The 24785-nt window shown below is 36.3% G+C and carries 28 protein-coding genes and 1 riboswitch; of the genes, 14 read left to right on the top strand and 14 right to left on the bottom strand.

The annotated features are described in order from the left end of the window. Nucleotides 1-150 precede the first annotated feature (150 nt). On the bottom strand, nt 151-1356 hold the full coding sequence (locus OL225_RS11880; protein ID WP_264518387.1) for a metallophosphoesterase: 1206 nt from the start codon (nt 1354-1356) through the stop codon (nt 151-153). A 71-nt stretch (nt 1357-1427) separates the two neighbouring features. Further along, nucleotides 1428-2495, bottom strand: a complete 1068-nt coding sequence (locus OL225_RS11875; protein ID WP_047376866.1) for a 3-oxoacyl-ACP synthase III family protein — start codon at nt 2493-2495, stop codon at nt 1428-1430. 101 nt (nt 2496-2596) lie between these two features. Between OL225_RS11875 and OL225_RS11870 the strand changes: the two genes are divergently transcribed. The 8 genes from OL225_RS11870 (at nt 2597) to OL225_RS11835 (ending at nt 8889) form a co-directional block, all read left to right on the top strand. Next, nucleotides 2597-3166 carry a hypothetical protein gene (locus OL225_RS11870; protein ID WP_047376865.1) on the top strand — a complete coding sequence of 190 codons (570 nt, stop codon included), beginning with the start codon at nt 2597-2599 and terminating at the stop codon, nt 3164-3166. Between the two features lie 3 nt (nt 3167-3169). Then, nucleotides 3170-3901: a bifunctional demethylmenaquinone methyltransferase/2-methoxy-6-polyprenyl-1,4-benzoquinol methylase UbiE gene (gene ubiE, locus OL225_RS11865; protein WP_034695974.1), complete on the top strand. Its 732-nt coding sequence runs from the start codon at nt 3170-3172 to the stop codon at nt 3899-3901. Between the two features lie 3 nt (nt 3902-3904). After that, complete coding sequence (locus OL225_RS11860) at nt 3905-4687, top strand: porin family protein (RefSeq protein ID WP_047376864.1); 783 nt, start codon at nt 3905-3907, stop codon at nt 4685-4687. Nucleotides 4688-4826: 139 nt separating this feature from the next. After that, the gene (locus tag OL225_RS11855; protein WP_047376863.1) at nt 4827-5129 is read left to right on the top strand and encodes a hypothetical protein; all 303 of its coding nucleotides are present in this window, start codon (nt 4827-4829) and stop codon (nt 5127-5129) included. Beyond that, complete coding sequence (locus tag OL225_RS11850) at nt 5129-5416, top strand: cell division protein ZapA (RefSeq protein WP_034695967.1); 288 nt, start codon at nt 5129-5131, stop codon at nt 5414-5416. Before OL225_RS11855 ends, OL225_RS11850 begins: the two co-directional genes overlap by 1 nt. 234 nt (nt 5417-5650) lie before the next feature. Beyond that, the gene (rny, locus tag OL225_RS11845) at nt 5651-7216 is read left to right on the top strand and encodes a ribonuclease Y (protein ID WP_047376862.1); all 1566 of its coding nucleotides are present in this window, start codon (nt 5651-5653) and stop codon (nt 7214-7216) included. Between the two features lie 73 nt (nt 7217-7289). Beyond that, entirely contained in the window at nt 7290-8531 is a 1242-nt protein-coding gene (locus OL225_RS11840) for an MFS transporter (RefSeq protein ID WP_047376861.1), read from the top strand. Between the two features lie 169 nt (nt 8532-8700). Then, entirely contained in the window at nt 8701-8889 is a 189-nt protein-coding gene (locus OL225_RS11835; protein ID WP_047376860.1) for a hypothetical protein, read from the top strand. Between the two features lie 81 nt (nt 8890-8970). Here OL225_RS11835 and OL225_RS11830 read toward each other — a convergent pair whose 3' ends face one another. The 5 genes from OL225_RS11830 to OL225_RS11810 all read right to left on the bottom strand — a co-directional run bounded on the left by OL225_RS11830 (nt 8971) and on the right by OL225_RS11810 (nt 14192). Continuing rightward, nucleotides 8971-9906: a YeiH family protein gene (locus OL225_RS11830; protein ID WP_156118397.1), complete on the bottom strand. Its 936-nt coding sequence runs from the start codon at nt 9904-9906 to the stop codon at nt 8971-8973. A gap of 178 nt (nt 9907-10084) precedes the next feature. Further along, a complete protein-coding gene (locus tag OL225_RS11825) occupies nt 10085-10960 on the bottom strand; it encodes a LysR family transcriptional regulator (RefSeq protein ID WP_264518386.1) in 876 nt (291 codons plus the stop codon). 214 nt (nt 10961-11174) lie between these two features. Then, nucleotides 11175-12482, bottom strand: coding sequence for a voltage-gated chloride channel family protein (locus OL225_RS11820; protein WP_264518385.1), 1308 nt, complete (start codon nt 12480-12482; stop codon nt 11175-11177). Nucleotides 12483-12513: 31 nt separating this feature from the next. Next, nucleotides 12514-12581, bottom strand: a riboswitch (Fluoride riboswitch). A gap of 114 nt (nt 12582-12695) precedes the next feature. Beyond that, entirely contained in the window at nt 12696-13532 is an 837-nt protein-coding gene (locus OL225_RS11815; RefSeq protein WP_264518384.1) for a GLPGLI family protein, read from the bottom strand. A 192-nt stretch (nt 13533-13724) separates the two neighbouring features. Next, nucleotides 13725-14192 carry an acyl-CoA thioesterase gene (locus tag OL225_RS11810; protein WP_047376857.1) on the bottom strand — a complete coding sequence of 156 codons (468 nt, stop codon included), beginning with the start codon at nt 14190-14192 and terminating at the stop codon, nt 13725-13727. A gap of 121 nt (nt 14193-14313) precedes the next feature. Between OL225_RS11810 and OL225_RS11805 the strand changes: the two genes are divergently transcribed. Both OL225_RS11805 and OL225_RS11800 read left to right on the top strand, forming a co-directional pair. Beyond that, nucleotides 14314-14667 carry an arsenate reductase family protein gene (locus OL225_RS11805; protein ID WP_047376856.1) on the top strand — a complete coding sequence of 118 codons (354 nt, stop codon included), beginning with the start codon at nt 14314-14316 and terminating at the stop codon, nt 14665-14667. 166 nt (nt 14668-14833) lie between these two features. Next, entirely contained in the window at nt 14834-15022 is a 189-nt protein-coding gene (locus OL225_RS11800) for a hypothetical protein (RefSeq protein ID WP_047376855.1), read from the top strand. A 63-nt stretch (nt 15023-15085) separates the two neighbouring features. On the opposite strand, the gene gcvT is transcribed toward OL225_RS11800, so the two are convergent. The 3 genes from gcvT to idi are packed head-to-tail and all read right to left on the bottom strand — an operon-like array spanning nt 15086 to nt 17154. After that, the gene (gene gcvT, locus OL225_RS11795) at nt 15086-16162 is read right to left on the bottom strand and encodes a glycine cleavage system aminomethyltransferase GcvT (protein WP_047376854.1); all 1077 of its coding nucleotides are present in this window, start codon (nt 16160-16162) and stop codon (nt 15086-15088) included. 9 nt (nt 16163-16171) lie between these two features. After that, nucleotides 16172-16645, bottom strand: a complete 474-nt coding sequence (locus OL225_RS11790) for a hypothetical protein (protein ID WP_047376853.1) — start codon at nt 16643-16645, stop codon at nt 16172-16174. After that, a complete protein-coding gene (gene idi, locus OL225_RS11785; protein ID WP_264518383.1) occupies nt 16645-17154 on the bottom strand; it encodes an isopentenyl-diphosphate Delta-isomerase in 510 nt (169 codons plus the stop codon). Before idi ends, OL225_RS11790 begins: the two co-directional genes overlap by 1 nt. Before the next feature lie 318 nt (nt 17155-17472). On the opposite strand from idi, the gene OL225_RS11780 reads away from it, so the two are divergent. Together OL225_RS11780 and OL225_RS11775 are read left to right on the top strand one after the other, a co-directional pair. Further along, a complete protein-coding gene (locus tag OL225_RS11780) occupies nt 17473-17883 on the top strand; it encodes a phosphoheptose isomerase (RefSeq protein WP_047376850.1) in 411 nt (136 codons plus the stop codon). A gap of 86 nt (nt 17884-17969) precedes the next feature. After that, nucleotides 17970-18929 carry a D-2-hydroxyacid dehydrogenase gene (locus tag OL225_RS11775; protein WP_047376849.1) on the top strand — a complete coding sequence of 320 codons (960 nt, stop codon included), beginning with the start codon at nt 17970-17972 and terminating at the stop codon, nt 18927-18929. Between the two features lie 79 nt (nt 18930-19008). Here OL225_RS11775 and mscL read toward each other — a convergent pair whose 3' ends face one another. Beyond that, a complete protein-coding gene (gene mscL, locus OL225_RS11770) occupies nt 19009-19386 on the bottom strand; it encodes a large conductance mechanosensitive channel protein MscL (protein ID WP_047376847.1) in 378 nt (125 codons plus the stop codon). A 245-nt stretch (nt 19387-19631) separates the two neighbouring features. Here mscL and OL225_RS11765 point away from each other — a divergent pair, with 245 nt between their 5' ends. Then, nucleotides 19632-21149, top strand: coding sequence for an NAD(P)H-hydrate dehydratase (locus OL225_RS11765; protein ID WP_264518382.1), 1518 nt, complete (start codon nt 19632-19634; stop codon nt 21147-21149). A 113-nt stretch (nt 21150-21262) separates the two neighbouring features. Here the strand turns inward: OL225_RS11765 and lgt are convergent, their stop codons facing one another. Together lgt and yidD are read right to left on the bottom strand one after the other, a co-directional pair. Then, entirely contained in the window at nt 21263-22126 is an 864-nt protein-coding gene (lgt, locus tag OL225_RS11760) for a prolipoprotein diacylglyceryl transferase (protein ID WP_047376979.1), read from the bottom strand. A gap of 444 nt (nt 22127-22570) precedes the next feature. Next, complete coding sequence (gene yidD, locus OL225_RS11755; protein WP_264518381.1) at nt 22571-22822, bottom strand: membrane protein insertion efficiency factor YidD; 252 nt, start codon at nt 22820-22822, stop codon at nt 22571-22573. Between the two features lie 102 nt (nt 22823-22924). On the opposite strand from yidD, the gene OL225_RS11750 reads away from it, so the two are divergent. Next, nucleotides 22925-24202: a replication-associated recombination protein A gene (locus OL225_RS11750; protein ID WP_264518380.1), complete on the top strand. Its 1278-nt coding sequence runs from the start codon at nt 22925-22927 to the stop codon at nt 24200-24202. A 53-nt stretch (nt 24203-24255) separates the two neighbouring features. Here OL225_RS11750 and OL225_RS11745 read toward each other — a convergent pair whose 3' ends face one another. Further along, nucleotides 24256-24693 (bottom strand): hypothetical protein, encoded by a 438-nt coding sequence (locus tag OL225_RS11745; protein ID WP_047376845.1) that lies wholly within the window; start codon nt 24691-24693, stop codon nt 24256-24258. Between the last annotated feature and the right edge of the window lie 92 nt (nt 24694-24785).

Here is a 24785-nt window from a genome sequence, read left to right as displayed (position 1 = left end):
TTAAGGTTCAAGGTTCAAAGTTTAAGGTTGTGTGTAGCCAGCAACAAAAAATTAGTAACAAAAAGAAACCAACAACTTAAAACCCAAAACAAAATTAACTCGCAACCAAACAACCAGCAACTAATAACTAGCATCCCGAACCCCGCACTTCTAGCTCAGTTCAAAAAGTGTAATCTCCGGCAATACACCCACTCTTCCCGGATATCCCAGTACACCAAACCCTCTGTTTACGTACAATAGTTTCCCTTCGCTTTCATATAAATCGGCCCATTTTGGGTATCGGTATTGAACCGGTGACCATTTTACATTTTTAAGATCTAATCCAAACTGCATCCCATGCGTATGTCCTGAAAGGGTCAGGTGGATGTTTGAAGGGTGCTTTTTTACCACATAATCAAAGTGGGTGGGGTCATGGCTCATTAAGATCTTTGTGGCGGATTCCGGTACTCCTTGTAAGGCATCGTCTATTTTTCCGAATTGAGGGAATGGTTTTAATCCCCAGTTCTCAACGCCAAGAATATATAACTTTTCTCCGTTTCTTTCGATAACTCTGTGTTCGTTTCTCAGCATATCAAAACCAGCCTGTTTTTCATAACCGATCAAAGTATCAAGATTTTCTTTTTTAGCTGCTGGTGATGCCCAGGTTACGTAATCTCCGTAATCGTGGTTTCCTAATACCGCAAACTTGCCATCTTTAGCCTGGATTTTTGAAAATAAAGGAATGAAAGGTTTGAACTCATCAGCAACGTTGTTCACCATATCTCCGGTAAATAATACCAGATCAGGTTTCTGCTCGTTGATCAGGTCAATCGCATGCTGCAATTTACCAGGATCGGAGAAACTTCCGCTGTGAACATCTGAAATCTGAATGATTTTGTATCCTTTGAAACTTTTCGGAAGATTGTTGAATTTTACTCTTACCCTTCTTACGGTGTGACGGTATTTGCCAAAAGTAATCCCATCTATGAAAAGAGCGGAAAGAACACCTCCCATTCCCAGGCCTACAATACTCAGGAATTTCCTTCTTTCCGGGAAGAAATTTTCCGTAGACTGGGTAAAGCCGATCAGGTATCCTCCGGTTCTGATGATATCATCAATTAATAGAAACAGAACTACGAAGATTTTAGGAAGGATGAATATCAAAAATAAAGAGATCATGATCTGAGCTCTTACCGTACTTCTGTCTGATCTTTGGAAGTGAGTGACTTCGTAAGCGAAAATTCCATACACGGCTAGAGAGAGTACCCAATATCCGATTCTTATCCATGAATTATCAGTGAGTGTTCTGATAGCCTGATAAATATAAACTTCCAAAAACAGGAAGATTCCCGCAATGATTAAAAAATTCTTTTGCATGTTCTGATCAAAAAAGCACAAAGAATAACTTCCCTGTGCTTTTATATTTTTTTTATTTATTAAATATTTATTTAAGGAAATCTGTAAACGATAGCATTAATGTTCATTCCGGCACCTACCGAAGTCATCACAACGTTACCTTTTTCTTTAAACGATTGACCTGCCATTTTTCCTTTAATTATTAAATCATACATGGTAGGAATTGTTGCTACAGAAGTATTTCCAAGATCCTGAATTGTCATAGGAGAGATCGCATGATCGTATTCTTTCACATCATAAAGCCTGTGAAGTCTTTCAATCATGGCGTAATCCATTTTAGCATTAGCCTGGTGAATTAAGATTTTGTCTATATCTTCAATAGAAAGGCCTGCATCTGTAATGGTGTCCTTGATGGCATCCGGTACATTTTTAAGAGCGTATTCGTAAATTTTTCTTCCTAACATTCTTACATAAAGGCGCTTTTGGTCTACTTCTTTATTGATGGAAGGTTGATTTTCAAGGTAGTTTAATTCCGGTCCGTTGTCACAAATTGTGTTGTGGGCAATAATTCCTACATTCTCTTCGTCTGTTGCCTTTACAACTACTGCTCCGGCACCGTCAGCAAAGATCATTCTGTTTCTGTCATGCGGGTCTGTTACTCTGCTTAAAGTTTCAGCGCCTATGACAAGAATGGTTTTGGCAACCTTAGCTTTAATTAAATTATCAGACAAAATCATAGCTTCTACCCACCCAGGACATCCGAAAACCATATCATACGTTACGCATTTTCTGTTTTTGATCCCAAGCTTATTCTTTACTCTAGCTGCCATTGTAGGCATAAAATCAGCATATCCGTTTTCAGTAACTTCTCCGAAATTGCTTGCATAAATGATATAATCCAATTCCTCACCGTCTACTTTTGCATCCTCAAGGGCAATTTTTGCAGCTTCATAACCGATTTGTGAGTTGGAAAGATCATCCTCAATGAATCTCCTGTTTTCGATTTCTGTAATCTCTACAAATTTCGCAATGGTCTCTTCCACAGGCTTTTCAATCTTTACTCCGTCTTCAGTATAGAACTCGGAATTCATGAAGTAATCTCTACCAATAACTCTGTTCGGAATATAAGATCCAGAGCCAATAATGATCGTATTCGGCATTCGTTTATATGATTTTTTTAAAGATGCAAAGTTAATAATTAATATTAATAACGGAGAATTAAAAATATTATTAAATTTGCAAAAATTGTACTTTACAATCTATGAAAAACAACTCGTCCTTAAAAGGCTTACTTATTGCAGCTGTGGCGTTTATCGTTGCCTTTGGGATCTACTTCCTTTTTTTAGCCAAGAAGAATTATTATGTTGTAGATAATCCTACCCCGAATACGTATTACTTTAAGATCAATAACGGATCTGAAGGAATCATCTCTGCCGGGCAGTATGTGCATGTAGATTTGAATAAAGGGAAAAACTCTATTCAGGTTTTTGATCAGAACAAAAAGATGCTGTATGATTCAGCATTTGAGGTGAATAAACTTCGTGGTCTGATTAATATTACACACCAGGATTACTATGTAAATGATCAGTACTACGGATACAATCTTAAGAAAGATTCGTTGCTGGCGAACCTTGATAAAACCGTTATTGACGGAAAGGATTATTACGGAGGAGCAAAGCGCTTCAATAAGCTTTACACAGAAGATTTTTATTACAATGTGGATGAAGATTATGATAAAGTGATTAAGAATATCCAGAAAGTGGAATCACGATCTAAAATCTTCAGAAAGCAGGATTACCTAAATTATTATAAAGAATATTACAAGTTTTAAGTTTTGACAAAAGATATCACCAAAGTTACTCCCTACAATTCAGAGGCTACAAAAAAAAGCCAAGTAGAGGATATGTTCGACAATATTGCACCGAAGTACGACCTTCTGAACCGTGTTTTATCCATGAAAATTGACATTCTGTGGAGAAATAAACTGGTAAAATGGATGAAAAATGATAATCCGCAGGAAGTGCTGGATGTGGCTACAGGAACGGGAGATCTGGCAATAACCATTGAAAAAGGAACCGGTTCTAAAGTAGTTGGATTAGATTTATCACAACAAATGCTGAATGTTGGCGTTATTAAAATAAAAAAACTTAAATTAGACGGCAAAATTTCCATGCAAAAAGGGGATGCAGAAAATTTACCTTTCGAGGACAATAGATTTGATGCTGTTTCCGTTGCATTTGGAGTAAGGAATTTTGAGAATCTTACCAAAGGTTTAGCAGAGTTAAGAAGAGTAGTTAAAGATAACAAAAGTGTTTATATACTGGAGTTTTCAAAGGTTGAGGGTTTCATGGGGCCATTTTATATGTTTTATTTCAAAAATATATTGCCTGCCATTGGCAGATTGGTTTCTAAGGATAATAGGGCGTATACATACCTTCCGGATTCTGTAAATGCTTTTCCTTTCGGGGAGAAGATGAAGCAAATTCTTTTAGATACGGGATTTAAGAAAGTAGAATATAAAAAATTAAGTTTAGGTATAGCCACAATTTATAAAGCAACAAAGTAACCTATGAATAAATTTCTATTAAAAGCACTGGTTTTAACCTCAGTAAATGTTGCCGTTTTTGCAAACGCGCAATTCAGAACCCGAAACAGAATGGATAAGTTGGAAGATTTCGACGAACAGAAATTCAGTTGGGGGTTTTATTTGAACGGGAACAGACTGGATTACCGCATTGTTTTGCATCCAAAGTACGGGATGAATGATAATGAAAACCTTGTTACATCCAAGGAAAGCTATAGTTTCGGTGCCGGGCTTATTGCAAAATGGAGACTGAATGATTATCTTGATGTAAGGGTAGAACCAGGTTTACAGTTTGCTCAAAGACAGTTGACTTTTAATACTCAATCCAATGACATTTATGCAGGTGGTTCCTTAACCAATCCTCCTTTTATGCCATTCCCTTTACAGGAAAAGGATAAAGTAAGAGAAATTAAATCTACACTAATTGACATTCCAGTAATGTTGGAACTTCACGGACAAAGATGGTACAATTCAAGACCTTACGTTGCGGCGGGGGTAAACTATGTTGTTAACCTTCAGTCTAACTCAACTTCCACAGATGATAACATGCAGGGGATCTACAGATCAACTACCCATAACTTTGCATGGTCTGCAGAAATGGGAATTCAGTTTTATTTCAACAAATTTAAACTGACTCCTGCCATCAGAGGAACATTCTTCATGAACAATGAGAAAGTGGCAGATAATGCTACTACACCTCCTTACTGGGCATCTGCTATTTCTACATTACAGACAAGAGCCGTAATGTTTGTTCTGAAATTTGAATAAAAAATATCTCATTGAAAAATAGACCGGAGGTGCATTAGCACCTCCTTTTTTGTTGTTATATCAAAATATAGAGTGTTTTATTTTTGTTAGTGTTATTATTTTTTTATTTTTGCTTTTAGTTAGAATATACAAACCTGAAATGCTTCAAGATTTAGAAAACAATTTTTCAGAATTAGAGAGAAAGATTTCGACTCTGCAAAAGAACTATAAAAATCTTACGGAAAATTTAAAAGAATTAAATATTGAGCATGAAGAGTTGAAGAAGAAATATGATGAGGAAAGAAGAAAGAATCAGGTATTAGCAGAAGAACAAAAAAATATAAAACTTTATTCAGCAATATCAGGAAATCCTGAACACAATAGATTAATGAAAAACCATATCAACAGATTGGTGAAAGAAATTGATTTCTGTATTGCTCAGCTTCAAAACAGTGGATTATAATGGAGGTAAGGAGAATAACCGTCAACATTGCAGGAAGAGTGTATCCGCTGAACGTACCGGCAGCAGAGGAAGAAACTTTGCGTAAAGTAGGGAAGCAGATCGAGAATATGATTAAAGATTTTGAACAGAACTTCGATGTAAGAGATAAACAGGATGCTTTAGCTATGTGTGCCCTGAAACTGGGAACCAATGCAGAAGTAGTTTCTCTGAACTACGAAAAAAATATTAATTCTACCAACGAAAGGTTAACGCAGATTAATCAGTCGTTGAATGAAATCGGGAAATAGATTTTTTTTCCTGAAAAATTACTGCCTACAATAATTCTAACACATTAAAGGTAAACTCAACGCTAAACAATTACCGAACAAATGTCCATCGAATGGCGTGCCGGATTTCCGGATTACAGACAGTGGAAATCAGTTCAAATCGTGTTGATTAGGAGTTTACTCTCAATCTCTGGATTATTGTGGGCTTTTTTTATTTAACAAGGATATGAATACAATTAAAACTCAATATAAATTATGATAGAAGTTATAGTCGGTGTTGTTTGTTTAGTAATCGGGGCTGTAGTGGGAATGTTTTTCTCAAAAAGCTCTCTGAATACTAAGGCAAAATTCATCATAGATGATGCTAAGAAAAACGCCGAAAACCTTATAGAAAAAGCTAATGTACAAGCTGAATCCATAAAGAAAGAAAAGAACCTTCAGGCAAAAGAAAAATTCCTGGAACTGAAATCTCAGCATGATGCAGACATTCAGTCCCGCGAAAAGAAAATGCAGGAAGTTGAAAAGAGAACGAAAGACAAGGAGCATAAGCTGAATGATGAACTTAGCAAGACTGGGAAACTTGAAAAAGATCTGGACAAGCAGATTGCAGACTATGCTAAGAAAACCGAAATCCTTGAAAGAAAACAGCAGGAATTAGATACAGCTAACGCTAAGAAAGTAGAAATACTTGAAAAAATCTCTAATTATACAGCTGATGAAGCTAAAGCAGAATTGGTAGAAACCATGAGAGCAGAAGCAAAAACAAGAGCACAGGCACACGTTCAGAGCATCATGGAAGAAGCTCAGATGAATGCCAAAAACGAAGCGAGAAAAATCGTTATCCAAACGATTCAGAGAATCGGAACTGAACAGGCCATCGAAAACTCAGTATCAGTTTTCAATATCGAGTCTGATGAAGTAAAAGGTAGAATTATCGGTAGAGAAGGTAGAAATATCCGTGCTTTAGAAGCCGTAACAGGAGTAGAAATTATTGTTGATGATACTCCGGAAGCAATTCTTCTTTCATGTTTTGATCCTGTAAGAAGGGAGATTGCAAGACTATCCCTTCACAGATTGGTTACCGATGGTAGAATTCACCCGGCAAGAATCGAAGAAGTAGTTGAAAAAACTAGAAAACAAATTGAGGAGGAAATCATTGAAGTAGGTAAGAGAACTATCATTGATTTAGGAATTCACGGATTACACCCTGAATTAATCAAAATCGTTGGTAGAATGAAATACCGTTCTTCTTACGGACAAAACTTGCTACAGCACTCAAGAGAAGTAGCAAACATTGCTGCAACTATGGCTGCTGAGTTAGGATTAAACGTAAAATTAGCAAAAAGAGCAGGTCTTTTACATGATATCGGTAAAGTTCCTGAGCAGGAATCAGAATTACCACACGCGCTTTTAGGAATGCAGTGGGCTGAGAAATACGGTGAAAACCCTGAAGTAGTAAACGCTATCGGAGCTCACCACGACGAAATTGAAATGAAATCGTTATTATCTCCGATCATCCAGGTTGCCGATGCAATCTCAGGAGCAAGACCGGGAGCAAGAAGACAGGTATTGGAATCTTATATCCAGAGATTGAAAGATCTTGAATCTGCTGCACTAAGCTTTGATGGAGTATCCAGTGCTTATGCAATTCAGGCTGGTAGAGAGCTAAGAGTAATGGTAGAGAGCGGAAAAGTGAACGATGAAGTAGCTTCTCAGCTTTCTTACGATATTTCTGAGAAGATTCAGAATGAGCTGACTTATCCGGGACAGGTAAAAGTAACAGTAATCAGAGAAACGAGAGCTGTGAATATTGCCAGATAATAATCAGAAAAAGATATTTGATAAAAACCTTTCAAGAAATTGAAAGGTTTTTTATTTTTATCAAAACTTAAAAATGCAAGAACTGTCCATGTCTTCAAAACTGAAGTACATTTTCTCAATTCCCGTTATTATTTCTGCTTTAGGCTATTTTGTAGATATTTATGATCTCCTTTTATTCGGAATCGTTAGAATACCAAGTTTAAAAGCTCTGGGACTTAATCCGGATGCTGACGGAACCTTTATTCTGAATTGTCAGATGGTGGGACTTCTCATCGGAGGTGTTTTCTGGGGTATTTTCGGAGATAAAAAAGGAAGGCTTTCCGTACTCTTCGGATCTATTTTAGTGTATTCCTTAGCTAATATCGCTTGTGGTTTCCTTCCTTATTTTCCAAAAGAACATTTATTATACCAATATGCCGGTTTGAGGTTCATTGCAGGTATTGGTCTGGCCGGAGAGCTTGGAGCGGGAATTACGCTGGTTTCTGAAAGCCTGCCGAAGAGTTTAAGAGCAATCGGGACCTCGGTTGTTGCCGGTTTTGGATTAATGGGAGCTGTAGTGGCTCAGCTTACAGTAGAACTGGCTGGTGGCTGGAATATTTCTTATATTATCGGTGGGATTATGGGAATTATGTTATTGATACTGAGAATAAGTGTATCCGAATCCGGAATTTATAAGAATATTGAGCACAAAAACGTTTCAAAAGGAAATTTTCTATCCTTTTTTACCAATAAAAACAGATTGACAAGGTATTTAAAATGCATTGCTGTAGGATTGCCTACATGGTATTGTATAGGGATTCTGGCTGTTTTAGCCAATCAGTTTGCTCCTGAATTAGGAATTAAAGAGATCAACCCTGGAAAAGCAATTATGTGGGCGTATGTAGGGATTTCTGTCGGTGATTTATTAAGTGGATTTATTTCCCATGCTTTAAAATCCCGTAAAATGGCTATCTTCTATATGCTGATCTTTACCCTGATCGGAGTGGCGATTATGCTTTTTGGCAATACCAATACAGAAACAAAATACTATTTGTTTTGTGTATGGCTTGGCTTCGGGACAGGATATTGGGCTATGTTTGTGACACTGGCAGCAGAACAGTTCGGGACCAATATCAGAAATACAGCAACGACAACCGTTCCCAATATGGTAAGAGGATTGGTGCCGGTTATGATTTTTGCTTTTGACTCCCTTAAAGGTCATTTTCCAGTTGTAGAAAGCGCAGCCATAGTGGGAGTGGTGGTATTTGGGCTTGCATTTTATTCCTCACTTACCATTTCGGAAACCCACGACAGAGACCTGGAATTTACGGAATAATTTAAACTGTTTAAATAATAGGGCTGTGCTATTCCTTATTTTGAATATAATAATCACATTATAATCAATAAATTATTAATTTTTGCATTAATTTTTGTTGCGTGTAATTAATATTTGTTTAACTTTGGAAGGTAACTAAAAACTATATTGTTTAATCAAACTAAATCTCATGAACATTATGAAAAACGCTAAAAAATTAAGAAAGCAAGACCTTAAAAACATCGCTGGAGGAATAAGCGGAAACCCTGATTTATCTCTTTGCGGATGCAGCTGCTCAGGAGCAGTAACAGGACCATGGTATTGCGTACAGTATATAGGTTGTCCACAGGTGTATACTTGTGGTGAAGCCGCAATCTAAAGAAAATTATTTCAATACGAAATAAACATTTCCACATTTAATATGCAGAACCCTTTTGATATCAAAAGGGTTCTGCTCATTTTAATGAATAATGTAAAGAAGGCTGCCAATACTTATGGTAATCCAAAGGAGCACAGCGGTTAGTAAAGGTTTTAATCCTATTGATTTCAGGGTTTGAAGAGAAAGAGTAGAGCCAATGAAAAACAGGGTCAGATTCAGTCCGGATTTTGCTAAAACAGTTATTGAAGTACTGAAACGGTCAAGAAACGGGAAATACGTATTCAGAAGAATGGCTATGATGAAATAACCAATGAACCACGGTATTTTTATTTTGGAATCTTTACTTTTAAAAATGAACATCGTAATCAATGAAACCGGAATGATCCATAGGGCACGGGCCAGTTTTACAGTCGTGGCAATTTTCAAAGCCTCATCCCCATATTTACTGGCGGCCCCCACCACAGAACTTGTATCATGAATTCCCACTGCACACCAAAGTCCAAACTGTTCCTGTGAAAGATTCAGCAAATGCCCTATGGCAGGGTATACAAACAATGCAATAGAATTTAATGTAAAAACAATAGCCAGTGCAAGTGAAATCTGTTTCGTACTCGGTTTGATAATAGGAGACACTGCAGCAATGGCACTCCCTCCACAAATAGCTGTTCCTGCAGAAAGAAGATAAGATAAAGGTCTTTCCAGTTTAAATACTTTTCCCAGGAAATATCCCAATACCATTACTGTAACAATACTTACCACCGTTAACATCAATCCTGTTTTTCCGGCATGAAGAGCTTCATCCAATTTTAACCCGAATCCCAGACCGACAATTGAAATCTGCAGTAGCAAATGAATATAGTGATGAAGGTGTTTCTCAAATGGATTTCCTATAAAAACAGCCAGGGCAAATCCCAAAGCCAGAGCAATTGGTGAAGATATAAGCGGAGTAAGGCAGAGAACGGCCAATACAATAAAAAATACTTTCCGGGTCATTTCATTTTGGATGAAATCTTTCATAATGCGAACTTTTAAAATCTGCATCAAAATTCCGGAAAATAGTATTACAAAGTAAATTGTATTTTGTTATATTGGATAACTAAAAGTTATAATTAAATGTAAAATGTATTTTGGATAATCAACCACAGCAGTCAGATCATTAATACTCTTTACATTAATACTTTGTACATCAAATCTCCTACTCTGCAAATCTCAAAAAAAGCTGAATCAGTTCAGATTGTTCTCCTTTAGGCAGAATAAAATGAAAATCTCTTTCAATGCTGAAGCTTTTAATGTCAATGACAGCCAGTACATTGTTTTTAAGTTCATTCAGGATGGTGCTGATGGATAGAAATGCCATACAATCTGAGTGAAGAAGATAGTTTTTGATACTTTCACTGCTTCCCAGCTGCATGACGGTATTCAATTCATGAATGTTGATTTCTTTCTCTCTAAGTCTGTTTTGTATAAACTCAAGAGTTCCGGAGCCCTGTTCTCTGAAAATCAAATCCAAATGATAGAGATCTTTTAAGTTTAAAGTTTTATGAGCAAGAGGATGATCTGATTTTGCTGCCAAAACAATTTCATCAGGCTTAAAAGTCCTGTATTCAAAATAAGAAGACTGTGATTCTCCTTCAATGATACCCAGATCTATTTTTTCTTCTTTTAAAAGAGTTGAGATCGTTTCCGTATTTCCAGTAAGAAGCTCAATTTTAATATCTTTATAATAAGAATTGAATTTAGCTAAAATTTCAGGTAAAATATACTGTGCAACGGTTGTACTGGCTCCGATAATCAGTTTTCCTTTATGCTGCTGATTGATCTGGCTGATCTCAAATTCGATGTCACGATAGATACCTCTAATCTTTTCTGCATGTTCATACAGAATTTTTCCACTCTGAGTCAGCTGAATAGAAGTTCCTTTACGGTCAAATAGCTTGGCGCCTATCTGAGTTTCAATTTCTTTAATATGCTTGGTAACAGCGGGTTGTGAAATATGAAGCTCTTCTGAAGCTTTAGTGAAACTTAATCGGGAAGCCACTGTATGGAAAACTTTTAATCTGTAATCGAACATGCGGTAAAATTACGAATTATAGTTGGAAATGGAGAAAGGGTATTGGTGGGTTTGAGAGTGGGAGGGTGATGGGATTCGAGGTTCTGGGTTCGTGGGTTGGGATACGAGTTGGTAGTTGTTTGTTTATTTATTTTGTTGCTGGATGCTGTTTTTTTTGTTGCTGGTTACTCAGAACCTTAAACTTTATATCTCGAATCCCGCAACTCGCAACACCTCATAAAAAATCCGAAACAGACTTATCCTGCTGGCTTTCAAATCTTCTGTTTTTTGCTTCTCCAATTTTCTGTTTGGTATAAATACTGTTGTGCCCTGAAAGAAGATAAGATACAACACAGGCAATAGCGACATACACACCGCATTCTGCTCCAAATAATTCAATTCCCATCAACATACAGGCTAAAGGAGTATTGGTGGCTCCTGCAAATACCGCAACAAATCCCATTCCTGCTAATAATCCGAACGGCAAAGGAATAAAGAGAGACAAAGCGCTGCCTAATGTAGCTCCGATAAAGAATAAGGGAGTGACTTCTCCACCTTTGAATCCAGCTGAAAGTGTAACAATCGTAAAAATCATTTTTAAAGCAAAATCATACAAAGGAAGCTGCTTCTCAAAAGATTCTACAATCACGGGAATTCCCAATCCGATATATCGGGTCGTCCCCATCGCAAAAACAGCTAAGGCAATGATAACTCCACCTGCTACAGGACGAAGCGGAGGATATGTAATTTTTGATTTGAAAACGGAACCCATCCAGTGGATAGTTTTACTGAAAGCTGCGGCACAGATTCCGAAGACGATTCCTGCCAGAATGCTGTAGAGAATTGGTAAAAACTCAAGTTTTGGGATGAAATCAATATGATAATGGGTATGTTTTACATTCCATAGATTGGTAGCCCAGTCCGCCAGAATTGCAGAAGCAAATGCAGGAAAAATGGCATTATAACGAATTCTTCCGATCAGAAAAACCTCAAGACCAAATACTGCTCCTGCCAGTGGAGTCCCAAAAACAGAACCAAATCCGGCAGCAATAGCAGCGATAATTAATATTTTTCTTTCATTTCTGTCAAGCTTAAAAGGTTTTGTAAACTGATCAGCAATAGCACCTGCCATTTGAAGAGCTGTTCCTTCACGGCCTGCAGAGCCTCCGAAGAAATGGGTTACCATCGTTCCGAGATAAACAAAAGGTGCCATTTTAAACGGAATAATTCCTTTGGGCTCATGAATGGTATCAATCAACAGGTTGTTTCCTGCTTCAATATCTTTTCCGAAATAATAGTAGATAAGTCCTATCAGGAATCCAGCTGCCGGAAGCAGTGCGATCAGCCAGAGATGATTTTCCCTGAAATTCGTTGCCCATTCCAATGATTGCAAAAATCCTGCTGAAGCGCTTCCTACCAAAGCACCAACAATAATACTGATGAGCAGCCATTTGAAAATATAAAGCAGAGCCGGAAATTTTCTGAAGAAAAAATGAGTGTGAAAAACTGCTTTTTTACCAAGTGTTCTTTGACTTTTTGACATAATAATCCTGATTAGTTATTTGTTAATAATCTTTTAATCAGGCGTCATCAGCTTTTGTAAAGCGGTTGGGTAAGGAAGAACACCATTTCCTTTGATACTGCAAATATAAAAAGAATTTGTTTTTCAAAAAGAAAAATAAATACAAATCTAATATTGAACTTTAATTTGTTTTGTGCTGTTTATGGAAACATCTGTGGCTTTTGTGTTGAAATTTTATTCTTTATAATGAACCGCCTTATCGATCTCTAGTGGATTATTGTATTTTCTTATCACTTCCTGCATGTTTTTGGTTTGGGTGTTCAGCTCATCCACGGTGTGAATTTCTTTTCCATTGATATTAATTTTAAGATCATTGTTAGCTTTGTTGAAATTGTTTCTTTCAAAAGCAAAAGGATCATTATAAAACTCCATGATCAGTTTATACTTCTGCTTTTCATTGATAGAAATAGCTTTATTTCCGAAATTGGATTCAAGAAAATCATCTGTAGGGTAAACTTGTGTTAGTTCCTGACTTTTGATAAGGTGATAAATGAAATTTTTCTTTGTGTCAGACAGTTCAAAGATTAAACCTGGTAATCCGCGGAATTTAAAAGGTCCTTCATTAAAAGGAATATCTTTACAGAACCATGCGGTCCAGTTTCTTCCTCCGAATCGGGTAGTTGCCTTTTGTAAAGTGTAATTTTCTACTTTTTTGGTTTCATTGGAAATGGTCCAGTTTACTTTATCTGTGGTTTTAAAAGAATAATATCCGTTTTTGATATTGATGAAATTTTCGTTATCAAAAGAATTGATTTTTCTTTTCACTACCTGCCCTGACATGTCGGTATGGCTGTTATTCGTCCCGAATTTTTTATTTAAAGAATCTGTTGTGATCAGATTTCTTCCGTAAAACTTAACCTCTTTTGGGGTAATATCCAGAATCATATTCAGTTTTTCATAAGTGGTTTCTGTAGAATCCATCTTATATTGCAGTTCATAAATAAACCGATGCGTCTGAGCCTGGACCAAAGCTAAAATAAGCAATGCCATTAAGGTGGAAATACGTTTCATATAATGTGGTTGGTTGTTTTTTTGTGCTGGTTGCTGGTTGTTCTTTGTTGCTAGTTGTTGTGTTTTGTGGTTCGAGTTACGAGTTATATTCGTTGCGGGTTATGAGTTTCGAGTTGCAAGTTATATACCCACAACATTAAACCCTCAAACCCTCAAATACTCCGACTCTCAAACTCCCGAACCTCGCATCCCTTACAAAAAAGGTTTCATCTCATCCTCAATCTGCGTTCTCAGTTCCATCAGGCGTCTTGCATACATTTCCAGTTGCTTTTCTTCGTTTGTTTCTGGTGTCCACTTGGGTACAGGCAGTTTTTTGCCATTTTCATCTACGGCAACAAAAACGATGATACAGTGAGTTTTTTTCTCAAAATTTGGCTGTTTCAGGTTTCTTGAAAAGACATTGATGGCGATATGCATGCTTGAAGTTCCTGTATAAATTACCTGAGCATCTACTTTTACTACTTCCCCGATTTTGATGGGGTCATAAAAACGGATTCCGCCTACATAAACGGTGACAGAGTAATTACCACTCCAGGTAGTTGCACATGCATAACCGGCCTGGTCAATCCATTTCATAACACTTCCTCCATGTACATTTCCTCCGTAATTAACATCTGAAGGCTCTGAAATAAACTGAAAAGTAATAGGCTTGTTCTGCATCTTTATAAAATTTGAATAAAGTTATTTAATAATTTCCAAAGTTTTAGATTAAATCCTACTTTTGAAAGACGAAACTTTCAATGAAAGGGAATTTTAACAAATAACAGATTTAGAAATCGTAATGAAGAAAGTATTTTATCTCAACACCTGTGATACCTGTAGAAAAATTTTAGCCCAATTTGATCTTACAGACTGGGAACTTCGCGAAATCAAAAAAGAGCCGATTACCAAAGAAGAGCTGGCTGAAATGCATAAAAAAACAAAATCATACGAAGCGTTGTTCAGTAAAAAATCTACTCAGATCAAATTGAGAGGTCTGGATGTGAAATCTTTGACCGAGAAAGATTTTAAAGAACTATTGCTAGATCACTATACCTTCCTGAAAAGACCAGTATTTATTACTGATAAAGAGATTTTCGTAGGAAATGATAAGAAAAATGTTGAAGAGCTGCAGAAGTTCTTTAGAGTAAATTAACTCGTAAGATTTTAAATAGTTAATCTGTCCTGCTCAGTAATGATACTCCTCATTATTGAGCAGGACATTTTTTATTCTAATTGAAATGTTATTAATTCGTAAGTGATTGATTATTATTTAGTTTTTGGTTTTAATTTTTATATTTGTAATCACCAAAATTTACAATATGAAAACAAACTTTTCAAAAACAAAGAATCTGAACAGATCAGCCTTAAAGGAAATTAACGGTGGATTAATACCTCCTCTTGCCAACTGCTTTACTTTATGCGGACCCGCAGGTGGAGTGATTTCCAATACACCGGGAGTAGGCGATGCCTGTAGTCCCGATAGAAAAGTCTGCTGTATCTGTAATTAAATGTAAAAAAGAGGCTGTAATTTTATTTACAGCCTCTCTTATTAATAATATCTTATTGAACAATTATACAAAAGGAGCTTTTACCACTTTTGCAGGAATGTTCTTGTTTCTTACCTGAATAAAGATTTCAGATCCTAATTTGAAATGAGGCTTGTCTACATAAGCAAGACCTAAACCAATCTTTTTCATTGGAGACTGTGTTCCCGAAGTTACTTTTCCAATCACATTTCCTTCAGCATCTACTACAGGATAATCATGTCTTGGAACCCCTTTGTCAGTAAGCTCAAAACCAACTAATTTTCTTGTAACCCCTTCTTCTTTCTGTTTTGCGAAAGTATCTTTAGAAACGAAGTCTTTATCAAACTTAGTAATCCATCCTAAACCAGCTTCAATAGGAGAAGTAGTATCATCAATATCATTTCCGTAAAGACAGAATCCTTTTTCTAATCTTAAAGTGTCTCTGGCAGCTAATCCACAAGGAATGATTCCTTCTTCTTTACCGGCATCCATTACTGCATCCCAAAGTTTTTCAGCACTTTCGTTATTGAAATAAATCTCAAAACCACCGCTTCCTGTGTATCCGGTGTTTGAAATAATCACATTATTTTCTCCTGCAACACTTCCCACTGTGAAATGGTAGTAAGGAATTTCTGAAAGATTTACCTCTGTAAGCTTTTGAAGGATTTCAGTAGCTTTAGGCCCCTGAACTGCCAATAATGACATCTCATCAGAAGCATTGGTCATTTTAGCTCCGAAAGTATTGTATTTTGAAATATGATTCCAGTCTTTGTCAATGTTGGATGCATTTACAACCACGAAATATTTGTCATCTTCCATTTTGTAAACGATAAGGTCATCTACAATTCCTCCGTTTTCGTTCGGAAGGCAAGAGTACTGAGCTTTTCCGTTTTCAAGTGCATCTACATTATTGGTAGTTACAAACTGTAAAAGGTCTTTTGAACCCGGCCCTTCGATGAAAAACTGTCCCATGTGGGAAACATCAAATAATCCTGCTTTTTCTCTTACTGCAAAGTGCTCTTCTGTAACCCCTGAATATTGAACAGGCATTTCAAAACCTGCGAAAGGTACGATCTTAGCTCCCAAAGAAACATGTTTGTCGTACAAGGCTGTTTTCTTCATATTTAATTCTTATTTCTTTATTTTAAAACTGTTAAAAGTCTCATTAAATTGGGTCATGTAGTTTCCGTTCCAGAATTTCTGGCCACAGTTGATGGAAACCAAATATAAATTTTTGTCTTTTTGAAAAACTTTGGTGATCCAGAACAGCTTCTCTTTTTCATCAAAGTGTTCATAGAGATATTCTGTATATCCTTTTTGGCTTCTTTTATCTTTTACTTTGGACTCTTGGTCTTGTGAATGATAAAGTGCCAGGATGAATTTTTTAACTTCATCTTTTGAAAGTGCTAAATCATGGTATTCAGAAATCGTAATAGCACCGATCTGGCTGGTAGGAAAAATATTGATGATCTCACTGTCATTCGTAGATCTCCAGCCATCAGGAACCTGAATAGAGTAGTTGGAATTTTCATATACTTTTGCTTTTTGGGCAAAAAACAGACTTCCTGTTACAATTGCAGAAAACAACAATATTCTTTTCATCATTAAAAATGGTGTTTATATTCTTCGAGGATGATTTTGAACCATTCTGTAAAGTTTTCAGGATGTTCTGAGATTTCTTTATCCAGATTTTCCGGGGAAATGAACCTTACATCTTTCACTTCTTCTTTATTTAGATTGAAATCAGCTTCATGATTTCCCACAAATACATGATCCAGTTCGTGCTCCCAAAGGCCGCCACCTACATCTGCTTTATAAATAAAATTGAATTTTTCCGAAAGTTCTGCCTCAATTCCGAGTTCTTCCTTTAATCTGCGTATTGCTCCTTCCTTATAAGTTTCCCCATGTCTTGGGTGAGAACACACTGCATTGGTCCATTGATTGGGAGAATGGTATTTTCCTGAAGCTCTTTTCTGAAGGAGCATCTCTCCTTTACTGTTGAACAGAAATACAGAAAAAGCACGGTGTAGCAGGCCATTGATGTGAGCCTGCTGTTTTTCCATCAGCCCTAAAACTTCATCTTCAGGATTTACTAAAACTACAAATTCTTCCATTCCTACAAATGTAAGAGTAATAAATGTATTTTGGAAATTTTTAGATAAACATCATGCTTTTTGTAATAATGTTGAGAAGGCCGTGAATGTTGATCAGTAAATCTGCAAATTCACTTTGTCTTTTTTGTAGATTCTTATTATATTACTCATAAAAAGAAATATCAAAACGAAAAATTTTAACTATTTGTAATGAAATGACTAATAAAATATTAATATTATTCATTAAATAATAGTTTTTATGGTATATTTTTAACATAAACTAAGATTAACGTGCCTGATAGTTGTAAAAACGCTAACTTTGTTACTTAATATTTAGTAATGGAATTAGAATACATTGAACACATTAGTCCTATTCTAAAGGATGGCGTAAAAAATTACTTAATAGATATCGACGGAACCATTACAGATGATGTTCCCAACGAAGAACCGGAAAGAATGGTTACCTGCGAACCTTATCCTGATGCATTGGAAACTGTCAACAGATGGTATGATGAAGGGCATCAGATCTGCTTTTTTACTTCAAGAACCGAAAATCTGAAACAAATCACCATAGACTGGCTGGATAAGCATGGTTTCAAATACCACAGCGTACTTTGCGGAAAACCAAGAGGGGGAAATTATCACTGGATAGACAATCACCTGGTAAGAGCTACAAGATACAAAGGAAGATTTACGGATTTGGTAGAAAAGCAAGTGACCATTGAAGTATTCAAAGAAGACGGCGAATAAAAATATAATTCAAAGATTTAAAGATTAAATGTGAACCGGTTCCTTTAATTTTTAAATCTTTCATTTTTTAATATACTTGATATTTTATGAAAGTTTTAGCAAACGACGGCCTGGATCAATCTGGAATAGACGCATTGACAGAAAAAGGCTTTGAAGTGATTACTACAAAAGTTCCACAGGAATTTTTGGTAGATTATATTAACGAGCACAAAATCCGTACTCTATTGGTGAGAAGTGCTACACAGGTAAGAAAAGATATTATTGACGGCTGCCCATCTATAGATATTATTGGAAGAGGTGGAGTAGGTATGGATAATATTGATGTGGATTATGCAAGAGAAAAGGGGATCCACGTGATCAATACTCCTTCTGCTTCTTCGGAATCGGTGGCTGAACTTGTTTTTGCTCATTTATTTTCCGGAGCAAGATTTCTTCAGGATTCCAACAGAAAAATGCCTCTGGTAGGTGATACTGAATTCGGAAGTCTTAAAAAAGCATATGCTGCCGGTATTGAACTGAGAGGAAAGACAATTGGTATCGTAGGAATGGGAAGAATCGGGCAGGAAGTGGCCAGAATTGCTTTAGGTCTTGGGATGAGAGTGGTTGCAGCTGATAATAATGTAGGAAAAGCAAGCATTAAAGTAAAGTTTTACAACAACCAGTTTATCAATGTTGATATAGAAACAGAACCATTACAGGAGGTTTTAAAACATTCAGACTTTATTACACTCCATGTTCCGGCTCAGAAAGACGGCTATATGATTGGCAAGAATGAATTTGAAATAATGAAAGACGGAGTAGCTGTTGTCAACTGTTCCAGAGGAGGAGTTATTGATGAAGCAGCTTTAATTCAGGCATTGGATTCCGGTAAAGTAAGATTTGCTGGATTGGATGTTTTCATTAATGAGCCAACACCTTCTAAAGATATCCTTAATCACCCTAAAATCTCTCTTACCCCTCACACGGGAGCTTCTACTCTTGAAGCACAGGACAGAATAGGACTTTCCCTGGCTGAACAGATTTCGAGTATTTTACAGATTCAATAGTCTGGAATGATATAGCAAAAGATAAAAAGCACCTCCATGGAGGTGCTTTTATTTTGTAGACTGTTATCAGGTTTACTGATTATATATTTTTGCTTTTCAACAAATCTCTGATCTCTGTCAGTAATTTTTGATCTTCTGTAGGTCCTGCAGGAGCCGGAGCTTCTTTTTTGTTGACTTTATTGGCGAATTTAATGATCCAGAAAAGAACCATAGCAATACAAAGGAAACTGATTACGGCTGAAATAAAATTTCCGTAAGCAACACCATTCCATGAAAGTTTTGCAATGTTTTCTGCACCGGCGGCTTTCAATGCCGGGTTGAGTATCAGAGGGGTAATGACATCTTCCACTAAAGACGAAACAATTTTACCAAAAGCTGCACCAATGATCACACCGACAGCCAGATCGAGAACATTCCCCTTAAAGGCAAATTCTTTAAATTCTTTTACAAATCCCATAATTTATATTTTTTTAATTAGTATATACACAAAAATATAATTTAAAAATGTAAAAAACACTAATTTCTATAGTTTTTTATTCCCAAAATATTGAATTTTATGATGAATTCTTAGAATTTGTTTTAATGAATATTTCAGCTTTTTACAGATACTTTACTTCATTAATGAGGTCTCATTATTTTTGTTATTGACGTGGCATCATAATGAAAAATCTTTTGTAATTTGCTTAAAAGTTTGTTTTACCTATGAAAATTTTTACTGCAGAACAGATACGCGACTGGGATCAGTTTACGATTTCCCACGAGCCGGTTTCATCCATACAATTGATGGAAAGGGCTTCGATGGCAGCGGCGCATTGGATTTCGGAACATTGTAAAAATCATAAAAAGCTGGCTGTATTTTGTGGTAACGGAAATAATGGAGGAGATGGATTGGCAGTAGCAAGAATACTGTATCTGAAAGGTTTTGATGTAGATGTATTTGTAGGTGATTCCAAACGGAAATTTTCGGAAGACGCTTTGGTGAACCTGAAAAGGCTTCGTGATATATCAGGAATTTCGGTCAGAAAATTTGATCAGATTGAACACTATAATTTTGATGATAAAACAATCATTATTGATGCTCTCTTCGGAACAGGTTTATCCAGACCGTTGGAAGGTGAGTACAAAGAACTTGTTGAGCAATTGAACGCCAGAAAAAATATTAAAATATCCGTTGATATTCCGTCCGGATTGCCTGCTGATGAAATCTTTGATAACGCTCCCATTATTCTGAAATCTGATTATACCCTGACTTTTCAATGCTGGAAAAGAGCTTTTCTCCATCCTGAAACAGGAAAATATACCGGAAAAGTAGAAGTGCTGGATATTGATTTAAGCAATACCTATGCTGATACAACCAACGTGGAATACTTTGTTATTGATGATCAGCTGATAGAATCTATATTCAAGCCCAGACACGAGTTCTCTCATAAAGGAAGCTATGGGAAGGCCATTATCATAGGAGGAAGTTATGGGAAAATAGGAGCTGCTGTTCTTGCTACACAATCCGCCTTAAAAACAGGAGCTGGTCTGACATTCACTCTGGCACCGGAATGTGGATATGAGATACTGCAGACCTCATGTCCGGAAGCCATGTTTATAGCGGGAGGAAAACAGTTTGTAACAAACTTTGAGGTTGATAAAGACTTTACCTGTGGCATAGGACCCGGACTGGGAACTCATTCAGATACTGAAAAAAGTTTTCTGGGTTTTCTTAAAAACTATACAATTCCACTCATTCTTGATGCCGATGCATTAAATATTATTTCAAAAGATCCGGAAAATCTGGAATTAATACCCAAAAAATCAATCCTAACTCCTCATCCGAAAGAGTTTGAAAGACTTTTCGGAAGTACAGAAAATTCTTTTAAAAGACTTGAATTAGCCAGAGAAAAAGCAAAAGAACATAATATTTATATTGTATTGAAAGATCATCATACACAAGTCATAACTCCGGAGGGAAATGTATTTTACAATATAACTGGGAATGCAGGTCTTGCAAAAGGTGGCAGTGGAGATATCCTTACCGGAATTCTGACTTCCCTTTCAGCACAAGGATATTCTGAAGAAGAAACCTGTATTTTAGGAGTGTGGCTTCACGGAAGATCTGCCGATCTTGCTTCAGAAAGGCATTCAAAAGAATCTATGCTCCCTACGGATGTTATTGGTGAATTCGGAAATGTTTTTGAGGAGCTGAACAGGAAAGTTGCAAGGAGTTTGTAATAGAACAAATAATGGCTCTTTAAAATAGAATTAAAAGAAAAAGGCAAATCTGTAGTGATACAAATTTGCCTCTTTTATCTTAAAACCGGAGTTTTTCAATTTCCCGTATGTGCTTACGCTTTTTCAATGTATTCAGGTTTCTCGTTTTCTTCCGGAGTGATCTTAAATTTCTTAGAAACGATCATGATAACAACTCCTGCAATCATAAACGGAATAGAAAGTACCTGGCCTGTATTCAGGCCGCCAATCTGGATGAATTCGTCACCTTGCGGCTCTTTAAGGAACTCAACAAAGAATCTGATGGCCCAGAGAATGATAAAGAACAAACCGAACAACCATCCCTGCTGATATTTTTTATCTGTCTTTCTGTAAAGTATCCATAATAAAATGAAAAGAAGAACGTATCCTACAGCTTCAAATAGCTGACTTGGATAACGGGGCACAGTAAGACCATATTCACTGCTTTGCTGTGGGAAAAGCAAGGCAAAAGGAGAATTTGGATCTGCAGGTTTACCTACGATTTCAGAATTGAAAAAGTTCCCCATTCTTACAAAAGCACCTCCTAAAGCTACTACAATACCTAATCTGTCATAAACCCAGAATGGATTTTTTCTGATGACTTTAAATGAATAATAAAGGGTGGTGAAAATCAAAGCGATAGTAGCACCGTGGCTCGCCAGTCCTGAAAATCCGGTGAATTTTAATCCATTCTTTGTACTGATTGGTAAAAATACACTCCAGAAATCCTCTTTAAACAATTCAGGCTGATAAAAAATAACATGTCCTAATCTTGCCCCAAGGATTGTCCCAATTAATGTCCATGTGAAAAGAGGTTCAAGATATCTTTGGTTAATATTGTCAATCTTAAAAATTCTGGTCATTAAAACATATCCGAAACCAAATGCAAATACAAACATCAAACTATAAAAGTGAAGGGTAAATGATCCGATATGAAGTCCTTTTGAAGGGTCCCATATTTTAAATGGAGTTTCAAGTTCTACTTTATCAGAATCTGTGATAGGTTTTGCAGATTTTACTGCATATTTGAACGTTGTAACATTTTCTTGAGTAGCAGGAGTATTGATCAGCTTAAAGTTTTTATCAAAAAACTGGTATTTGGAATCTTTGAATCTTGCTAATGCTGAAGCTGCATAATTATAATAAGAAGGTTCAAGGCTTGATCCATTCAGAATAACCACAACATTATTATTAATGGCTCTGTCCGGAAAAGCTGTCAGGTCTCCCATTTCTGTAGTAGAATAGATTTTCACGGGAACGTTGCTTCCGTTGATATCTAAAGTTCCGTCAGATAAACCTCCAGGGTATTCCTGTGCAAAAAGAAGCTGCGTTGTGAACGCCAACAGCACAAGATAAATTCTGAAAAAAATAGTATTCATTTTTCTATTGATTTAATAGTTTGATTATTGACATTTATGTTTGGGTGGAACGGGATCATAACCGCTGCCTCCCCATGGCTGGCACCTTAAAATCCTTTTAAATCCCAGCCAGAAACCTTTAAAGATCCCATGAACCCGGAGAGACTCAATCATATAATGAGAACAGGTAGGTTCGTAGCGGCAGTTTTTGGGAAGTAAGGGCGAGATGAACCATTGGTAAAATTTTATCAAAATTACCAGCGGAAATGTAATGATTTTATTGAATGTAAGTTTCAAAACAATGCAAAAATAGGGTAAAAAAATGAAAATTAGTTTAATTTTGTTATAAGTTTCGGAGATCAAAAATCCGGAACATTGATCTTAAAAAATAGAATTACTTTGAATCAAAATATTCCATTAGCTGAAAAATTAAGACCCAAAACCCTGAATGATGTATTGGGACAGGAACACCTTACCGGCGATAAAGGAACAATCAGAAAAATGATTGAAAATAATACCCTGAATTCGCTGATTCTTTGGGGGCCTCCAGGAACCGGGAAAACAACATTGGCTGAAATTATTTCAGAACAGTCAGGAAGGAAATTCTATAAACTTTCTGCGGTTTCTTCCGGAGTAAAAGATGTTCGTGATGTCATTGATGATGCTAAAAAACAGAATCTGTTTTCAGGAAAATCACCCATCTTATTTATTGATGAGATTCATCGCTTCAATAAATCTCAGCAGGATTCATTGCTGCATGCAGTAGAAAAAGGCTGGATTGTTCTGATAGGAGCGACTACGGAGAACCCAAGCTTTGAAGTAGTTTCAGCTTTGCTTTCAAGAAGTCAGGTCTATATTTTAAAAGCCCTGAGTTATGAAAAACTGGAGGAATTGATTGATATTGCTTCTGAAAGATATAATAAAGATGAAGGAACTGATTTTAAAATCCTTGAAAAAGAAGCCTTCATTCAATATTCGGGCGGTGATGCCAGAAAGTTAATCAATTCTGTAGAGTTGGTTTTGAATCAATATAAAAATTCAAACACAACAGAAATCATCAATACTGATGTTCTTGAAGTTCTTCAGGAAACAATGGCGCTGTATGATAAAAACGGTGAGCAGCATTATGATATTATTTCAGCTTTTATCAAGTCAATGCGTGGTGGTGATCCCAATGGAGCGGTGTATTGGCTGGCAAGAATGATTGCCGGGGGAGAAGATATTAAATTTATTGCCCGTAGAATGCTCATTCTGGCTGCTGAGGATGTGGGACTGGCTAATCCGAATGCGCTGGTGGTTGCCAACAATTGTTTTCAGGCGATCAATGTGATCGGAAATCCGGAAGCGAGAATTATATTAAGTGAAACAGCCGTATATCTTGCGGTTTCTCCTAAAAGCAATTCTGCTTATATGGCCATTAATGAAGCGCTGGCTTTAGTGAAGCAAACCGGAAATCTGCCGGTACCGCTTCATTTGAGAAATGCTCCTACAAAACTGATGAAAGACCTGGACTATGGAAAAGAATATAAATATGCACATTCTTATGAAGGGAATTTTGTAGAACAGGACTTTCTTCCTGAAGAAATCAGGAATGTGAAATTGTATGAACCCGGAAATAATGCTACGGAAAAGAAGATTTATGAGGAACTAAAGAAAAAATGGAACAATAAATATTAAAAATAAAGAAGGATGCTGAAAAACGGCATCCTTCTTTTATTGTATTCAATAATTTATTCGGTAGTGTAAATAAATAATGTTTTCTTACCGTTGTAATCTTTTGTTTCCGCTCTTTTCTTGATCTCAGGATAAATCATTGTGCTGGTATCTGTAAATTCATAGCCTTCAATAAATACCGGATTGTCTGCCGGAAGATTATATTGTGCATTGAAGTTGGATAATGACATTCTGTCAAATATATTTTCTCCGTTTTTGAATTTGTATTCAGTCACCCCTTTTGTAAAAACAGAACTGTATTTTTTTAAACTTTGGGGAAGGCTTGCCGGAGTATTGTATACTTTAGAAACCTGCAATACGTTCTTTTTCGCATTGAACAATTCTACTGTTCCGATAGCGTTGTCAGCAACTGCAAACCTTACAGCAGGATTTTTTTGCTGTGCAAATAAAGTAGCAGAAGATAGTATTAAAAAAGAATAGAGTAATTTTTTCATAATCAGAATATGTAACTGTTAAAAACGTGATAAATATAGTTATTTTTTATAAAATGTGAATGAAATCTTAGATTGTTTTACATTTTAATTAT

This window comes from Chryseobacterium viscerum (genome assembly GCF_025949665.1).
In the GTDB taxonomy this organism is placed as follows: domain Bacteria; phylum Bacteroidota; class Bacteroidia; order Flavobacteriales; family Weeksellaceae; genus Chryseobacterium; species Chryseobacterium viscerum_A.
This window is presented reverse-complemented; position numbering and strand designations above follow the sequence as displayed.

Excerpts from the sequence above, each read along its gene's own strand:
- OL225_RS11880 (WP_264518387.1), bottom strand. The coding sequence starts at position 1,356 with ATGCAAAAGAATTTTTTAATCATTGCGGGAATCTTCCTGTTTTTGGAA.
- OL225_RS11875 (WP_047376866.1), bottom strand. The coding sequence starts at position 2,495 with ATGCCGAATACGATCATTATTGGCTCTGGATCTTATATTCCGAACAGA.
- OL225_RS11870 (WP_047376865.1), top strand. The coding sequence starts at position 2,597 with ATGAAAAACAACTCGTCCTTAAAAGGCTTACTTATTGCAGCTGTGGCG.
- OL225_RS11860 (WP_047376864.1), top strand. The coding sequence starts at position 3,905 with ATGAATAAATTTCTATTAAAAGCACTGGTTTTAACCTCAGTAAATGTT.
- OL225_RS11855 (WP_047376863.1), top strand. The coding sequence starts at position 4,827 with ATGCTTCAAGATTTAGAAAACAATTTTTCAGAATTAGAGAGAAAGATT.
- OL225_RS11850 (WP_034695967.1), top strand. The coding sequence starts at position 5,129 with ATGGAGGTAAGGAGAATAACCGTCAACATTGCAGGAAGAGTGTATCCG.
- rny (WP_047376862.1), top strand. The coding sequence starts at position 5,651 with ATGATAGAAGTTATAGTCGGTGTTGTTTGTTTAGTAATCGGGGCTGTA.
- OL225_RS11840 (WP_047376861.1), top strand. The coding sequence starts at position 7,290 with ATGCAAGAACTGTCCATGTCTTCAAAACTGAAGTACATTTTCTCAATT.
- OL225_RS11835 (WP_047376860.1), top strand. The coding sequence starts at position 8,701 with ATGAACATTATGAAAAACGCTAAAAAATTAAGAAAGCAAGACCTTAAA.
- OL225_RS11830 (WP_156118397.1), bottom strand. The coding sequence starts at position 9,906 with ATGAAAGATTTCATCCAAAATGAAATGACCCGGAAAGTATTTTTTATT.
- OL225_RS11825 (WP_264518386.1), bottom strand. The coding sequence starts at position 10,960 with ATGTTCGATTACAGATTAAAAGTTTTCCATACAGTGGCTTCCCGATTA.
- OL225_RS11820 (WP_264518385.1), bottom strand. The coding sequence starts at position 12,482 with ATGTCAAAAAGTCAAAGAACACTTGGTAAAAAAGCAGTTTTTCACACT.
- OL225_RS11815 (WP_264518384.1), bottom strand. The coding sequence starts at position 13,532 with ATGAAACGTATTTCCACCTTAATGGCATTGCTTATTTTAGCTTTGGTC.
- OL225_RS11810 (WP_047376857.1), bottom strand. The coding sequence starts at position 14,192 with ATGCAGAACAAGCCTATTACTTTTCAGTTTATTTCAGAGCCTTCAGAT.
- OL225_RS11805 (WP_047376856.1), top strand. The coding sequence starts at position 14,314 with ATGAAGAAAGTATTTTATCTCAACACCTGTGATACCTGTAGAAAAATT.
- OL225_RS11800 (WP_047376855.1), top strand. The coding sequence starts at position 14,834 with ATGAAAACAAACTTTTCAAAAACAAAGAATCTGAACAGATCAGCCTTA.
- gcvT (WP_047376854.1), bottom strand. The coding sequence starts at position 16,162 with ATGAAGAAAACAGCCTTGTACGACAAACATGTTTCTTTGGGAGCTAAG.
- OL225_RS11790 (WP_047376853.1), bottom strand. The coding sequence starts at position 16,645 with ATGATGAAAAGAATATTGTTGTTTTCTGCAATTGTAACAGGAAGTCTG.
- idi (WP_264518383.1), bottom strand. The coding sequence starts at position 17,154 with ATGGAAGAATTTGTAGTTTTAGTAAATCCTGAAGATGAAGTTTTAGGG.
- OL225_RS11780 (WP_047376850.1), top strand. The coding sequence starts at position 17,473 with ATGGAATTAGAATACATTGAACACATTAGTCCTATTCTAAAGGATGGC.
- OL225_RS11775 (WP_047376849.1), top strand. The coding sequence starts at position 17,970 with ATGAAAGTTTTAGCAAACGACGGCCTGGATCAATCTGGAATAGACGCA.
- mscL (WP_047376847.1), bottom strand. The coding sequence starts at position 19,386 with ATGGGATTTGTAAAAGAATTTAAAGAATTTGCCTTTAAGGGGAATGTT.
- OL225_RS11765 (WP_264518382.1), top strand. The coding sequence starts at position 19,632 with ATGAAAATTTTTACTGCAGAACAGATACGCGACTGGGATCAGTTTACG.
- OL225_RS11745 (WP_047376845.1), bottom strand. The coding sequence starts at position 24,693 with ATGAAAAAATTACTCTATTCTTTTTTAATACTATCTTCTGCTACTTTA.